Origin of the sequence: Polaribacter cellanae, assembly GCF_017569185.1 — a bacterium.
Lineage (GTDB): Bacteria > Bacteroidota > Bacteroidia > Flavobacteriales > Flavobacteriaceae > Polaribacter > Polaribacter cellanae.
In genome coordinates this window covers 486,920-500,693 of the sequence record NZ_CP071869.1, presented here as the reverse complement: position 1 = coordinate 500,693, position 13,774 = coordinate 486,920, and the positions used below count along the sequence as shown (strand labels likewise).

General features: G+C 30.0%; 13 protein-coding genes and 2 pseudogenes. 10 read left to right on the top strand and 5 right to left on the bottom strand.

Going from position 1 to position 13,774, the window contains the following annotated elements:
• Window positions 1-13: 13 nt before the first annotated feature.
• The 4 genes from J3359_RS02260 (at window position 14) to J3359_RS02245 (ending at window position 1,708) form a co-directional block, all read left to right on the top strand.
• Window positions 14-508: an SRPBCC family protein gene (locus J3359_RS02260; RefSeq protein ID WP_208079133.1), complete on the top strand. Its 495-nt coding sequence runs from the start codon at window positions 14-16 to the stop codon at window positions 506-508.
• A gap of 5 nt (window positions 509-513) precedes the next feature.
• The gene (locus J3359_RS02255; protein ID WP_208079132.1) at window positions 514-888 is read left to right on the top strand and encodes a DoxX family protein; all 375 of its coding nucleotides are present in this window, start codon (window positions 514-516) and stop codon (window positions 886-888) included.
• Between the two features lie 13 nt (window positions 889-901).
• Window positions 902-1,309 carry a VOC family protein gene (locus J3359_RS02250; protein WP_208079131.1) on the top strand — a complete coding sequence of 136 codons (408 nt, stop codon included), beginning with the start codon at window positions 902-904 and terminating at the stop codon, window positions 1,307-1,309.
• A gap of 258 nt (window positions 1,310-1,567) precedes the next feature.
• Window positions 1,568-1,708: a hypothetical protein gene (locus tag J3359_RS02245; RefSeq protein WP_208079130.1), complete on the top strand. Its 141-nt coding sequence runs from the start codon at window positions 1,568-1,570 to the stop codon at window positions 1,706-1,708.
• A gap of 291 nt (window positions 1,709-1,999) precedes the next feature.
• Here J3359_RS02245 and J3359_RS02240 read toward each other — a convergent pair whose 3' ends face one another.
• Window positions 2,000-3,148: a C10 family peptidase gene (locus tag J3359_RS02240; RefSeq protein ID WP_208079129.1), complete on the bottom strand. Its 1,149-nt coding sequence runs from the start codon at window positions 3,146-3,148 to the stop codon at window positions 2,000-2,002.
• A gap of 134 nt (window positions 3,149-3,282) precedes the next feature.
• Between J3359_RS02240 and J3359_RS02235 the strand changes: the two genes are divergently transcribed.
• A complete protein-coding gene (locus J3359_RS02235; RefSeq protein WP_208079128.1) occupies window positions 3,283-3,780 on the top strand; it encodes a hypothetical protein in 498 nt (165 codons plus the stop codon).
• Window positions 3,781-4,287: 507 nt separating this feature from the next.
• Here the strand turns inward: J3359_RS02235 and J3359_RS18255 are convergent.
• Window positions 4,288-4,476, bottom strand: a pseudogene (locus tag J3359_RS18255) (IS1595 family transposase); the annotation flags it as partial.
• A 44-nt stretch (window positions 4,477-4,520) separates the two neighbouring features.
• Between J3359_RS18255 and J3359_RS18570 the strand changes: the two are divergent.
• Window positions 4,521-4,622: pseudogene (locus J3359_RS18570) on the top strand (IS30 family transposase); the annotation flags it as partial.
• 64 nt (window positions 4,623-4,686) lie between these two features.
• Window positions 4,687-7,014: a patatin-like phospholipase family protein gene (locus J3359_RS02230; protein ID WP_208079127.1), complete on the top strand. Its 2,328-nt coding sequence runs from the start codon at window positions 4,687-4,689 to the stop codon at window positions 7,012-7,014.
• Window positions 7,015-7,253: 239 nt separating this feature from the next.
• On the opposite strand, the gene J3359_RS02225 is transcribed toward J3359_RS02230, so the two are convergent.
• Window positions 7,254-9,023 carry a DUF4091 domain-containing protein gene (locus J3359_RS02225; RefSeq protein ID WP_208079126.1) on the bottom strand — a complete coding sequence of 590 codons (1,770 nt, stop codon included), beginning with the start codon at window positions 9,021-9,023 and terminating at the stop codon, window positions 7,254-7,256.
• A 181-nt stretch (window positions 9,024-9,204) separates the two neighbouring features.
• Between J3359_RS02225 and J3359_RS02220 the strand changes: the two genes are divergently transcribed.
• From J3359_RS02220 to J3359_RS02210, 3 genes are all read left to right on the top strand, one after another.
• The gene (locus tag J3359_RS02220; protein WP_208079125.1) at window positions 9,205-9,816 is read left to right on the top strand and encodes a DEAD/DEAH box helicase; all 612 of its coding nucleotides are present in this window, start codon (window positions 9,205-9,207) and stop codon (window positions 9,814-9,816) included.
• Window positions 9,817-9,854: 38 nt separating this feature from the next.
• Window positions 9,855-10,496: a thiamine phosphate synthase gene (locus J3359_RS02215; protein ID WP_208079124.1), complete on the top strand. Its 642-nt coding sequence runs from the start codon at window positions 9,855-9,857 to the stop codon at window positions 10,494-10,496.
• A 211-nt stretch (window positions 10,497-10,707) separates the two neighbouring features.
• Entirely contained in the window at window positions 10,708-11,607 is a 900-nt protein-coding gene (locus tag J3359_RS02210; protein WP_208080393.1) for a DMT family transporter, read from the top strand.
• Between the two features lie 148 nt (window positions 11,608-11,755).
• Here the strand turns inward: J3359_RS02210 and J3359_RS02205 are convergent, their stop codons facing one another.
• Together J3359_RS02205 and J3359_RS02200 are read right to left on the bottom strand one after the other, a co-directional pair.
• Window positions 11,756-13,069, bottom strand: coding sequence for a DEAD/DEAH box helicase (locus J3359_RS02205; protein ID WP_208079123.1), 1,314 nt, complete (start codon window positions 13,067-13,069; stop codon window positions 11,756-11,758).
• Window positions 13,070-13,252: 183 nt separating this feature from the next.
• Window positions 13,253-13,639, bottom strand: a complete 387-nt coding sequence (locus J3359_RS02200; protein ID WP_208079122.1) for a VOC family protein — start codon at window positions 13,637-13,639, stop codon at window positions 13,253-13,255.
• Window positions 13,640-13,774 lie beyond the last annotated feature (135 nt).

The following is a 13,774-nucleotide window of genomic DNA, read 5'->3' as shown; positions in this document are numbered from 1 at the left end:
AAAAACAAGAAAAATGAAAAATAATCTGTTATTCGACTTTACTGTCGACAAAAAAACGAGTACCGTTTTTGTAAACCGAGAATTTGATGCAGACCAACCCATGGTTTGGGATGCTTTTACAAAACAGGAAATCCTTGACCAATGGTGGGCACCGCATCCTTGGAAATCAAGAACAAAGTATATGAACTTTGAAGAAGGCGGACGAAGATTTTACGCAATGGTCGGCCCAGAAGGCGAGGAACATTGGTCCATTCAAGACTTTACGTCAATTTCACCCAAGGACAATTTCCAATTCAAGGACGCTTTTGCGGATAAGGACGAAAACATTAATGAGCAAATGCCTTCTGCCAATTGGAACTTGGACTTTAGCGAAGCTGATGGTATTACAATGGTAAAGATTTCTATCAAACACGCAAAACTTGCTGACCTTGAGATGCACATACAAATGGGCTTCAAAGAAGGGTTTACAGCCACATTAAACCATTTAGCAAAACTTTTAAAATCATAAAGACAATGAAAAAAGCTAAAATCATTTTTTGGACGGCTACCATTATTATAGCACTTTGGGAAGCCGTTATGCCTATGAGTACTTGGGTTTTTGCACCAGAGTATATGACAATCGGAACAAAAGCTTTGGGCTATCCCGATTATTTCGCATACGCTTTAGCGATAGCAAAAGTCCTTGGAGTTATTGCGATTGTTTACCCAAAAACACCTGAAAAGCTTAAAGAATGGGCATATTCAGGACTTTCATTTACACTTATTTTTGCGTTCATCAGCCACGCTTGTGTAGATAAAAACATCGGTTATATGATGATGCCTTTGGCCTTCTTGGGCATACTTGCACTATCTTACTATTATAAAAACAAAATTCAAACAATAAACTAAAAATCGAAATAAAATGGCAAAACAAATTTTTATCAATTTAGCGGTAAAAGACGTGAACAAATCAATGGCGTTTTATACTGCATTGGGATTTACGAACAATCCTCAATTTTCAGACGATACCACAAAATGTATGGTATGGAGCGATACTATTTACGTAATGCTAATGGCACACGAAAAGTTTTCAACTTTTGCAACCAAACCTATTGCAGACACAAAAGCGAATATTGCCGGACTTTATTCTTTATCTGCTGATAGTATAGATGAAATGAATGAAATCTTGGAAAACGGATTAAAAGCAGGTGGCATAGAACCCAACGAATTAAGGGATTATGGGTTTATGCAACAACGAACAATCGAAGATTTAGATGGACACACTTGGGAAATGTTCTATATGGATATGTCAAAAATGCCAACGGAATAAAAACAGCCCACAATAACGCTATAAGCAATCCCTCATAGACCCTACGTTGGCTAACGTAAACTTCGTAATTTTATGCTTATTAACTTTAGCTCTTTGCAAGACCGTTTTTCAAAGTGTTGCTTTTATGTAAGCACGAGCGCAACCCTGGTTAGAATGTTTGCCATCAGTACATTGGCGATACACTTGGTGTAATCCCGTTCAGAATAATTTCTACGGCCTAAAGCACATTCTCTTAGAGCTTTTTAAATCTATAATAGTATGGAAGAACAAATTAGTTTAGATGTAGTCAATAAAAATGCCGCTGGCATTGATATCGGTAGCCGTAGTCATTGGGTAGCTGTTGGGCAAACTGATGATTTGATTCAAAAATTAGAAAACAAATTAATAAATTTGGATTGACTAATGATAATTTTCAAATAACTGTAAATCAGTGATATAATTTTACGTTAGTCAGAATACGAAAAAAACTGCTGAATGAAAAAAATTGCGTTTGAAATTGCCAAACAAGTTACCGAGCCTGAAAAACTAAAACGAATTTTACCTAAAATCCGTCAATTATGAAAATTGGTGAAAACTGAAAACTTTCTTTAAGATGAATTAGTAAGATTATCGCACGAAAAGTGTTGACAAGTTCTAAAAAACCTCACTAAATTTAGTGAGGTTTTTTTTTATTATTTTTTTGTGTAATTTTTAATAAGTAATCATTTTTTTATTCCATTTATATTCAGGAGAATTGGTGGGGCTTTTTAAATAATTATACGTACACCAACCACCTCCTTTACTGGAACTTTGATAATATTTACCCCATCCCCAGTTCATATGTATATATTGCGAGGTTGAAAAAACACGATTCACATAACTAATACCACCTTTATTTCCTCTATCAACTTTTACTTTTTCCATTTGTTTAATTATTTTATAACCATCTCCTACCCAAGCATGACCAGTATAACTCCACCCCCATCTAATTATAAAATAAACACCTTTTCTTTTATTAGAAGCACTAATATATATGGGCTTATTATTATCAATAAATTTTTTGAAAATATTATAATCATAATTATACCATCTTTGAGAATAACCTGCTTTTCCAAAATAAGATAAAGCTTTCCCAAAATCTGAAGATGATTCTGTTGTTCCATATGTCATACGAACCCCTTCTGCCACATCACGCAAAAAATTAGGTAAATCATCTGTTTTAAGTTTTCCATCTTCAGCATTTACATTTATTTTATCCCAATTATAATTTTTTAGATTGTTTTTTCTATTATAATTCATAATTTGCCCTACAGCAATAGCAACACAACCTACTTTAGTATCTTTTCCTTCAAATTTTTCAATAGTTTTACTATATGGAAGACTTTGATGCCAATAGGTAGATAATAAAGGTCCTTTTTCTATAGTTTCTGCCCATGTGTTTAGTACGGTTTCCTTGTTATAATAAGGGCTGTCTCTCGGATCACCTGAACCTCCTGTATCTCTTCCATCATCCCATGATCCATCTCCATTTCCATCTTCATTATCATCAGGAGCACGAGAATCTTTGGAATGAGTTAATATAAATTCTTGCACATACGATACCAAGGCAGGGCTAACAGACCCCTTATCAAATTTTTCTTGGGAATAAAATAAAACAGGTGGGTTTGGCACGTTTTTTAAATTACTTATTAAAGCATATCCACTTGGTTTAAAACAAATTAATTTTAGAAAAGGATTTCCGTCTTCATCATTTAATTCATGAATAATCTCTATTTTCTTGTTAGAATATTTATCTAAACTCTCTTTTTTACTGAAGCCTTTTGCTTTTGAAATAGATTGAGAAACAAAATTAGTATTCAAAAAAGAAATAGCTTCTTTTATTTTATCTTTCGTATTATCTATGTTTTTAGTATCTTTGATTTCAGAAGAAGAAGATTTCAGAAGAAGAATCTAAATCTTCTTTTTCACAAGAAAAAAATATAAATAAGTAAAAAATGGAAAAAATTAGTAGTTATTTATGTTTCATAATTTTAGCTTTTTTAATGATTAGTTGTAATAAAGGAATATCAAACTCTTACCCTCCTTATGAAATTGCAATTACAAATATATCTAAAAAAGAAAGAAATATATCTGTAAAAGTATATAAAAAAATAAATAATAATAAGGAAAGTATAATATTTTATACCATTTCAACTATATCTACAAACGGAGAACCTATAAAATTGAAAATTAATGCAAATAATAAGTTTTATATAAGATTTTCTCCCTACGAAGATAATATTGAAGACATAGGTAAAGAAAAGGTTTTTTACTATGAAATTTATGAGGATAATAAATTAATTATTAATAAAAAGATAACCATAAAATCTAGTTACTTAGACTTAGAAGAGAAAGATCCATGGGGGCTTAATGCAGACCTATTTAAAATCGAAAATAAAGATTATGTAAAAGGCATAAGTAAAACTGGTCCGTCTATAGAACTAGAATTTTAACTCTTACAAAAATGGTTTAACAATCATTAGAACTGAAAGAGAAGTTAAACTAAATTTATAATTCCACTTTTAAATCGACTTGCATATTCTGAAAATAATAAATATGACGAAATATATTTTAAGACTTATAATGGTTTTCGACCTACGATTTTAGAAACGGACTGTTTTCTTTTTTCGTCTTAATAATAATTTGTTAGATACTCAAGTTTTACTAGTTGTCGAGACAAAACGTAAAAATAGATTAGTAAAATAAGTGGAACTTGAAAAAACACAAAAACAAACTAAAAGCTATGCAATTTGGTTGAGTTGCCATTTCAGACTTGTTTTAGATGAACGAAAATTACAAGTACTCGACCTATTTCAAAATATTGCTGGAATGAATGTTCTTTTCAAGTGTAATATTCAGAATTAAAAGAATTGAGGTCAGTAGTTAAGAACATATAATTTTGTTTTGATACATTTTATCAGATTTGACCATTCTTTGAATTAAATTATCAAAGATATTTAAGTTGTTATTGTTGCATTTTCATCAATATGTTTGGTAAATATTTTCTCTAATTCTTTGGCTGAAAAATTATCTATTTTCAAGGCATACATTCTTTTTATTTTTCCTTTATCAGTTAATTCTACCGCAGTTACGACCTTTTTCTTTTTACTATTATAACTTCTTTCAGGTTTTCCTTTTTCATAAACACCACTTGGATAATGTCAAACAAAAGGATATTTTTGAAACGGTAAAAAAACTCAATAATAGACCAAGAAAAAAGTTAGGATACAGAACCCCTAAAGAGGTTTTTTATCAATTTATTAAACAAAATCAAAAACTTGCACTTGGTACTTGAATCTACACTCTTAGTTTATGATTCTTTCTATCAACAAAAAACCAATTATTCTCTATATTTGCACATGCTTAAATTTTTTACATTCTTAATTACGCTTCTACTCTCCTTCTCTACTTTGCTGGCACAAGAAAAGAAACCCAAAGTAGCATTGGTTTTAAGTGGTGGTGGTGCAAAAGGTGTTGCACACATTCCTTTATTGCAAAAATTAGATTCTCTTGGTATTGTACCAGATTTAATTGTAGGCAATAGTATGGGAAGTATTGTGGGTGGCTTGTACGCTATGGGATATTCTGGTAATGAAATTGCAGATTTGGCTAAAAACATAGAATGGAACAATCTTATTGGTGGTAGTCTCTCTTTAGATAATGTAAGTAACGAAGAAAAGAGTGAGTTTAATCAATATTTAATAAGTGCAGCAATTGTTAAGGGAAAAGTTAAAATAAATCCGTTTATCTTAAGCGACCAAAATCTAAGAAACTTTTTAACTTCTATTACTTTTCCTGTTTATCATATTTCTAATTTTGATGAGCTTCCTATTCCTTTTCGTGCAATTGCAACAGATATTGTGGATGGAAAAGAGGTGGTTTTAAGTAGTGGTTCTTTGGCTTTAGCAATGCGTTCTAGCATGTCTATTCCTGGCGTTTTTTCTGCTGTTCCTTATAAAAACACCTTGTTAATTGATGGTGGAATTCTTAATAATTTTCCAGTAGATGTTGCTAAAAGAATGGGAGCAGATTTTATTATTGGAAGCGATGTTGGTAATGGAATGTTACCTAAAGAACGTTTAGATAATTTGCAATCTTTATTGTTTCAATCGGGTATGATTGCCAGTAATATTAAAAACCCTGCAAATAGAGCATTGTGTGATATTTTGTTGAGTCATAGATCTAATATTACTTATGGAACAGCCGATTTTGGACAGACTTTAAACATTTATGAGCAGGGAAAAATCGCTTTAACAGCAAAACTTTCTCAACTGATTAAAATTTCTAAACAACTTAAAAAGTTTAAACAAAGAACAATAAGTGTACCCATCGCAAAAGACTCTATTTCTTTAGATACTATTGTGTACAATGGTATTTATAAAGACCATTTAAACTTAATTAAAGCGCGTACAAACCTTACAAAAGGTAAGAAATATTCGAAAACAGACATCGCCAAGGGTATTAATACTGCCATGGGTACTGCTTTGTTTCAGCAAATAAAATATAGGCTTTTTGATAAAGATAATAAAACAACTCTTTATTTGAATGGATTAGAAAATGCAAATCATCAAATTAAAGGTGCTATACATTATAATAATGAATTGGGTGCAGGACTAATTTTAAATTATACAGGACGAAATTTAATAGGTAAATCTTCGAGATCTTTAATTACCATAGATTTAGCGAAGAATCCGAAAATTAGATTGCAACATCAAAATATAATAGGAAAGAATAAGAATTGGTGGACGCGAACTGAATTGTATGCGAATAATTATAGACAAGGTTTGTACACAGCTGGTTTTAAAACCGAAGATTATAAATATCGATTCCAGCAAGTAAAAAGCCAATTGAACCGAAACTTGAGTTCTTTAAAAAGTTATATAGGTTTAGGTATTGAATACGAAAACACAACTTTAAGGCCTCAAGTGCCTATTGAGGTATCTTCTGTTAAAGAAAATAGTATTAGTAGGTATCGTTATCAAAATTATTTGGCAACTTTAAGGTTTAATTTTAATACCATAAATAAACAATATTTTGCAACCAAAGGTTCTTTTGTTGCCATAAATTATAAACGATCTTTAGATAATATTTTAAATGTTGATATTTTTTCGTTTGATAACCAAGAATATATTAAACTAAAAGGATCTCTTGCTAATTATCATAAATTATCTTTTTTAACATCTAACAGGTTTTCGTTTTCACCAAAATCTACACTTATTGCAGGTGTTACTGGCGGTTTTATTTTTGAAGATATTGTAAAAGAAGATAAACTTTCTTTTACAGATTATAATGTTGGTCCCTCTTATTTTTTGGGAGGAAATGCCTCGATAGCAAGAGGTGGTAGTTTTATTGTTCCTGGACTAAAAGATGGCGAAGCTTTAGCGAGCCAGTTTTTAAAAGTAGATATTTCTTTTCAATATGCGTTTCAAAAGAAATTATTTATAACTCCACATTTAGATTTGGTTCTTTTTGGAAATAATACTTTTTCTAATTATTTAAAGAACTTTACAAACATAACATCTAACTGGAATGATATAGAGCAACAAACTGGTCTTATTTTTTCAACAGGACTTACGGCTTCTTACAATTCGGTTTTAGGTCCTATAATTATAGATGCTTCTTTTGTAAACGACATTAACCAAATGCGATTTTTTGTTGGTTTGGGCTATAGTTTTGTTGCTTTTTAAAAGTATTGTACTATTTCTTCACTAAAATTATCGTAATAAAATATGCTTTTTTCTTCTTTACTTCAAAATAAAAAAATACCATAATTTAATAACATTGAGCTAAGGCTATGCTCTGTTTTTCTTTTTTGTAGATAGAACAAAATTATTTTTTTCTTTTACAGTAATTTCAAAACAAAATGGTATTAGTAATATATAATTATTTAATTTATTTCCAGCAACTTTACTTTTATCTAAAAACTTTATTTCTCTGCTAAAGCATTCAATTTTTCTTTAGCGTCTTTAAGCATTTGCTCTAAATTATTTGGTTTTTCTGTAATATTAAATTTAGCCACTAAATCGTTTAATTCTTTTAATTCTTCTTGCATTTCTTTTTGTTGAAATTCCTCTCTTAAAATTCTAATTTTCTCTGCATCTTCGATACCTTCTCGTAAAGTTTCGAAACGTATAGAACTTCTATTTCCAGGATATACTTGGTAGGTGTCTCCTGCTGGCCATGCTCTAAATCTTGAATCTAATAATGGTTTTTCTACCCAACTATTGTAAGCCCATCTTAAAAAACCATCGAAATTTGCAGCCATTGTGTACCAGCCAATAAACACACCTTCTGCTGGTGGAGAAAAGGTAAATGTATTTGGAAACCCGTCTGAACAACATACATAATGTGTGCTAACATAGTTTTTTTTACGTCTTAATATTAAATCTTCTGGATCGACAGGACTTCCAAAAGCCAAAGACATGTCTTTTAATTCGTTTGGATATAATTTATAACTCTTATGGTTGTCTGCAAAAGAGACACCAAATTCAGGTGCATATTTATTTAGTAATTTTAACATCTCTTTCATTTCTTTTGGACCTCTTTCATCCATTGCAATTCGAGTAATGTTGTTCCAGCCCTTTTTTACTAAATGTGCTTTAAATTTTGTTAAGAATGGAATCCATAAATTTTCATATTCTTTGGTTCCAGGAGCCGCTTTTATTTTAATTTCTTTGTTTTGAGTTTCATCTAAGTAATAAAACTCATTTCCCCAAGGCACCATTGAGTAACAACTAATTTGTTTTTTTACGCCTAAATCCATCATAAATTGCACCCAGTTATCAAAAACAGTAAAATCGTATTCCCAAGAACCGTTTGTTTTCTTTTTCCAAATAATCATTGTTTCAAATGGGTCGTAGGTTTGCCCTCCCCAAGGACGTTTATTTAATGAAACCGTAATTACTTTTTGGCCAGCATTGGCAAGTCTTTTCATTAAAGGTTTTAGTAAATTCCAATGCTCTTTAGACCAAGGTTTTACATTATAATACCTCGCAACTGCGTAGGGATTTTGCCATAAATCGAGGTGAAATTTCCAATCTGTTCCTTTTGGTAACGTTTTATCGATAACTTTTAAGTTAATCGTAAATGTTTGGTTTTTTTGACCTTGAATATTTAATGTAATTTTACTTTTATATGTACTTGCTTTAGCATTTTTAGGTACATCTATGGTTACCCAAATAGGTCTTGTTGCTTGTGCTTCTACAGCATAAGAGTTTATATTTTCAAAAGCATCTGCAGCTAAAGAAGATGCAAAGTCTTCTGGTTTTCTATAGCCACAACCGCCTGCAAATTCATCTGTAATTACATATTTTACGAAGTGTGTTTTTGCAATTTTAGCAGGTAATAAAGCACCTGAATTCGATTTAAAATCGGAAACATTTGTTTGTACTTTATTTAGAGAATCGTTGCTCCAAAGTACTAATTGAACAGAAATTCTTTCTCCTTTCCAAGCTGTACCACTCCAAGACGTTTTTGTTTTAACTTTTGGAATTACACTTTTTACAAAACGAATGTCTGTAGAAACAATTGAGGCATGCAGTCCTTTTTTTACAGAAGACCAATCTTCTGTTTTTACTGGAGATGGGTCTTTGGCTTCTTTATAGGTTTTACTTACAATAATTTCTTTTTTTTCTTGACAATTAATTATTCCTACTAAAAAAATAAGTATTGCTATAACGATTTTGAATTTCTTCATTTCTATATTATTCAAATTAAAACTTCTGAAGCAAATTTAACAGTATAAAATAAAATTCTTCTATAATTTTCTTTTTATTTAGCTATAATTTATAATTGAATCTATAAATCTTAAAAGTAGAAACTTCAATTTAATTGTATCTTTGCAGGAATTGTTCAAGTAAATAATCAGTTCTATTTTTATGCCTTTTAGAAAATTACATCCTCATCTTAAAGAAAAGTTAGCAACGTTCGAAATAACAGCTCCTACTCCATTTCAAAAAGCGAGTATTTCTACCATTAAAAGTGGTACGAATGTTTTTTGTACTGCATTAGAAAATAGTGGAAAAACAACTACTTTAATACTTACAACTTTAAATAAATTAAAGTGTGAAGAAGTTGGTACAGCACCAAGAGCCATTGTTTTGGTAGAAAATAATGATAAAGCGTTGGAATTATATTATGTGTTTTTAAAATACACAAGGTCTTCTTCTTTACGTGTTTATGTGGCAAATGAAAGAGAACATATCGATTTGTTAAAGTCGGAGATTTTCGAAGGTGTAGATGTTTTAATTGCTACACCAAAAATAATGCATAAATTATTGTTATTAGAAGGGGTAAATACAACACAGACTAAAATTTTTAGTATAGATGATGCGGATTTTTTAGCTCAAAAAAACTATTCTGCAGAAGTTTTATCTATTACCCAGAGTATTTCTAAATGTCAGTTTGTAATGTACTCACAGAAAATGAGTCCGGCTTTAAGACGTTTTGAAGATTATTTTATGCAGTTTGCTAAAGTTGTTTCTACCTAATTATTTTATTTTTCTTTATTTTATTCAAAAAATTATTCATGACCATTCCAAAATTACATTTTATTGTTGAAGGAAAAACTTCTAGAGAGATTTTAGAAAAAATTCAAAAAGCTTGTACTTCTGGTGCTGAATTGGTACAATTGAACTTGGAAAATGTTTTTAAAAAGCAACTTTTAGAAGTGGCAAAAGAAGCTCGCAAGATAACGGCTCATTTTCAAACGCGTTTCATTATAAAAGAACATTATAAAATAGCCAAAGAAGTAAAAGCAGATGGTGTACATTTCGAAAATACAAACTCCTACTCGACTTCTGTGAGAATTTACTTATACACTTGGCAAATTGTTGGAGGAACTGCCAATAGTTTACAAGAATGCCAAAAATTAATTAAAAACGAGTTCGATTATGTTATTTTAAGTCCTTTTAGGAATTCATCTTTAGAAAATAAACAAACCAAAGTTTTAGGTTTGGCTGGTTTTTATACAATTATTGATGTTTTAAAAACGGAAACTCCTATTCTTGGTTTTGGAGACATTGCCACAAAAGATGTGCCCGAAATTTTAGAAACGGGTATTTCTGGAGTTGCAGTTTCTAAAGCAATTGCCAATAATTTTGATAGTATTAAAGAATTTAATTTGTTATTAAAAGCTTCTGTTGTAGATGAGAAGCGACATACTTTTTAAATTTTACATATTTTTTAAGCAAACTAAAATTAGAAGTAAAAAGATTTTTCTAACGTGATATAGTTATCTATTATTTCTTAAATCGAACTCACGTTTCTAAGCTTGTTAGAAAATGGTATTAAGATGTGCCTGTCGAAGTCTTTTCCTTCACAAATTTTATAGAAAAAAAACGCCTCAAAAAACAACACAAAAAACTATCTTCGCGCGCATTATGTGGATGTATTTAGGCTTATTAGCCGCACTTTTCTTAGGATTACACAATTTGTGTAAAAAACATGCTGTGCAAGGAAATGAAGTATTTCCAGTACTTTTGGGAACTTTACTTTCTGGTTTCTTGCTATTTATTCCGTTTTTTATTGGCTCTAAATACAATTCTGAATATTTTAAAGAAATAGGGTTTTATATTACCAATCTTCCATGGCAAACGCATGGTTTTATTTTTATAAAATCGATAATAATGGCTGCTTCTTGGATTTTAGCCTATGCAGCTTTAAAACATTTGCCATTAACAATTGTCACTCCAATTCGTTCTGCTGGACCTTTTTTTACATTTATTGGTGCGATTTTAATTTATAACGAACAGCCGAATTCTTTTCAATGGATTGGTTTTTTCTTGATAATTTTTTCAGTATTACTTTACTCTAAAATCGGAAAAAAAGAAGGCATTATCTTTAAAAAAAATAAATGGATTTTAGCCATTATTGGGGCTACTTTTTTAGGAGCTTCTAGTGGTTTGTATGACAAGTTTTTAATTCAGAATTTAGTATTAAACCCACAAACTTTACAGTTTTGGTTTTGTTTTTATACGATTTTAATTCTATTGATAATTTTATTAATCACGTGGTTTCCTTATGCTGAAAAGCGAAAAGCATTTAAATTTAGGTGGACAATTATTGCTGTTGGCGTTTTATTACAAACTGCGGATTATTTCTATTTTAAGGCCTTACAAGACCCAGAAGCATTAATTATGTTATTATCTGCGATAAAGAGAAGTCAAATTTTAATCGCAGTTGTTGTTGGAGGTTTGATTTTTAAAGAACAAAATAAGCGTAAAAAATTAGTACCACTATTTGGGATTTTATTAGGTGTGTTTTTGATTTTGTATTCGTAATTAATTTTTGAAATTAGTAGATATTTGAAAATGTAAAATGTCTTTCTGAGCCTGTCGAAGAATATCATTAAGTATAATTTACCTAATATGGATTTCTGTCTTCACAGGAATGATAAAATAATTTTCTTTTAAACTAAAAAAAACAATATTAAACAATATACATTCTAACTTTCTTTTTCTTTAAACGAGAATTGTTTAATTTTTCAACCAAACCTTCTGCTAAAGTTAATGGAACTGCTACAAAAGCACAATCTTGTTTTAAATCGATTGCTCCTAATTGCTCTCTTTTTAATTTCCCTTGTTTAATAAATAAGCCAGCAATATCTCCTTTTGAAATCTTATCTTTTCTTCCACCAGAAATAAATACAGTTTCCCAATAAGGTGCTTTTCTTTCTGCTTGTTTCGAAATATCTACAATTTCTGCATCTTTAATAAATTCTGGTAGTAATTGGTCTTTCCATTTAATTACATAGGCAATACCTTCTGCTGAAACCCTTGCTGTACGCCCATTTCTGTGCGTAAACTCTTCTAAAGCTTGTGGTAATTCGTAATGAATAATGTAATTCATTTCAGGAACATCTATTCCTCTTGCTGCCAAATCTGTCGCAATTAAAATTTGGTTGGTTCCATTACTGAATTTTATTAAAGAACGTTCTCTGTCTTTTTGCTCCATTCCTCCACTAAAACAACCATGTTTAATATTTTTGTTCTCTAAAAAAATACTCACATTATTAATACTATCTTTTAAATTACAAAAGATAATTCCTTGCTGATTTCCCAAATGATTTAATAAATGTAAAAGTGTATTTAGTTTGTTTTTTGCTGGAGAAATAACCGTTTTTATTTCTAATTTAGAAACCTTTTTTCCTTTTAAATAATTAATGGTTCTTGGCTCTTTTAAACCAACAAAATCTGGTATGGTAACTCCCTGTGTTGCAGAGGTTAAAACGCGTTTACTTACAGCAGGTAAATTTCTTATAATTTGTCTCATTTCATATTCGAAACCAACTTCTAAAGACTTATCAAACTCATCTAAAACCAAGGTTTTTATACTTTCTCTTGTAAAACGTTGGTTGGCAAAATGATCGGAAATTCTTCCTGGAGTTCCAATTAAAATTGCAGGTACGTGTTTTAATTCTATTTTATCTTTAGACATGGGTCTTCCACCATAAACTGCATTTACTTTGTAACCAGAACCCATTCCACGAACCACTTGTTCTATTTGAATTGCCAATTCTCTTGAGGGAACTAAAATAAGTACTTGAATATCTGTATTTTCAGGATCTAAATTTTTAATAATTGGTAATAAAAAAGCCAATGTTTTTCCTGTTCCTGTTGGAGAAAGTAGAATGATATTATTTGTCTTTTGAATAACAGCAGTCGCTTCTATTTGCATAGGATTTAGCTGTTTTATATTCAATTTATCTAAAATATCTTGTTGATCTTTTTTATGATTTGCCATACTTATTTTTATTTTGTAGATGCTTTTACTTAATGGTAATAAGCACTTTAAAACGCTTCCAATAAATAGAAAAATAGTTTTTTAAATTAGTCAGCATTCTACTTATTATTAATTTTTTTCAATTCTATTTTTTTGAAATATTCCAAAAGTTCAGTATATTATAAAGCTATAAGGATAATTTTATTATTCAAAACTCATATTTGGAGTATGTGCCACTTCTAAAATTTGACCATCAGGGTCAAAAAAATCCACTGTATAGTATTCTTTAGAATATCCCATAAACATAGGCTTTCGAATAATTTTAGATTGTTCTTTTGATAAATATTCATAAACCAAGTCAACTTGTTCTTTTTTTACAGCTTGAAAACATAAATGCCTTATACCAAGACTTTTTGTTTTTTTTATCTTTTTCACTTCATTTAAATAGATTTCTATATTACCATTTGTAAAAGATTTTTCATTAGTCTGCTTCCAGCCAATTATTTTAAGAAATCCATTATAGAATTTTACAGATTCTTCTAGGTCAGAAACCCAAAATTCAATGTGGTTAATTCCTGGTTTAAATTTCATTTTTTCCGTTTATTAAGATTGTACGTTTTAATTACACACAACATGTAACATTATTTTGTGTAAAGATAACGACACTTTTTGTTAATATTTATTTTCTTTTTTGTTTGTACTTAAAGAAAATGTATAAAAAAAAGC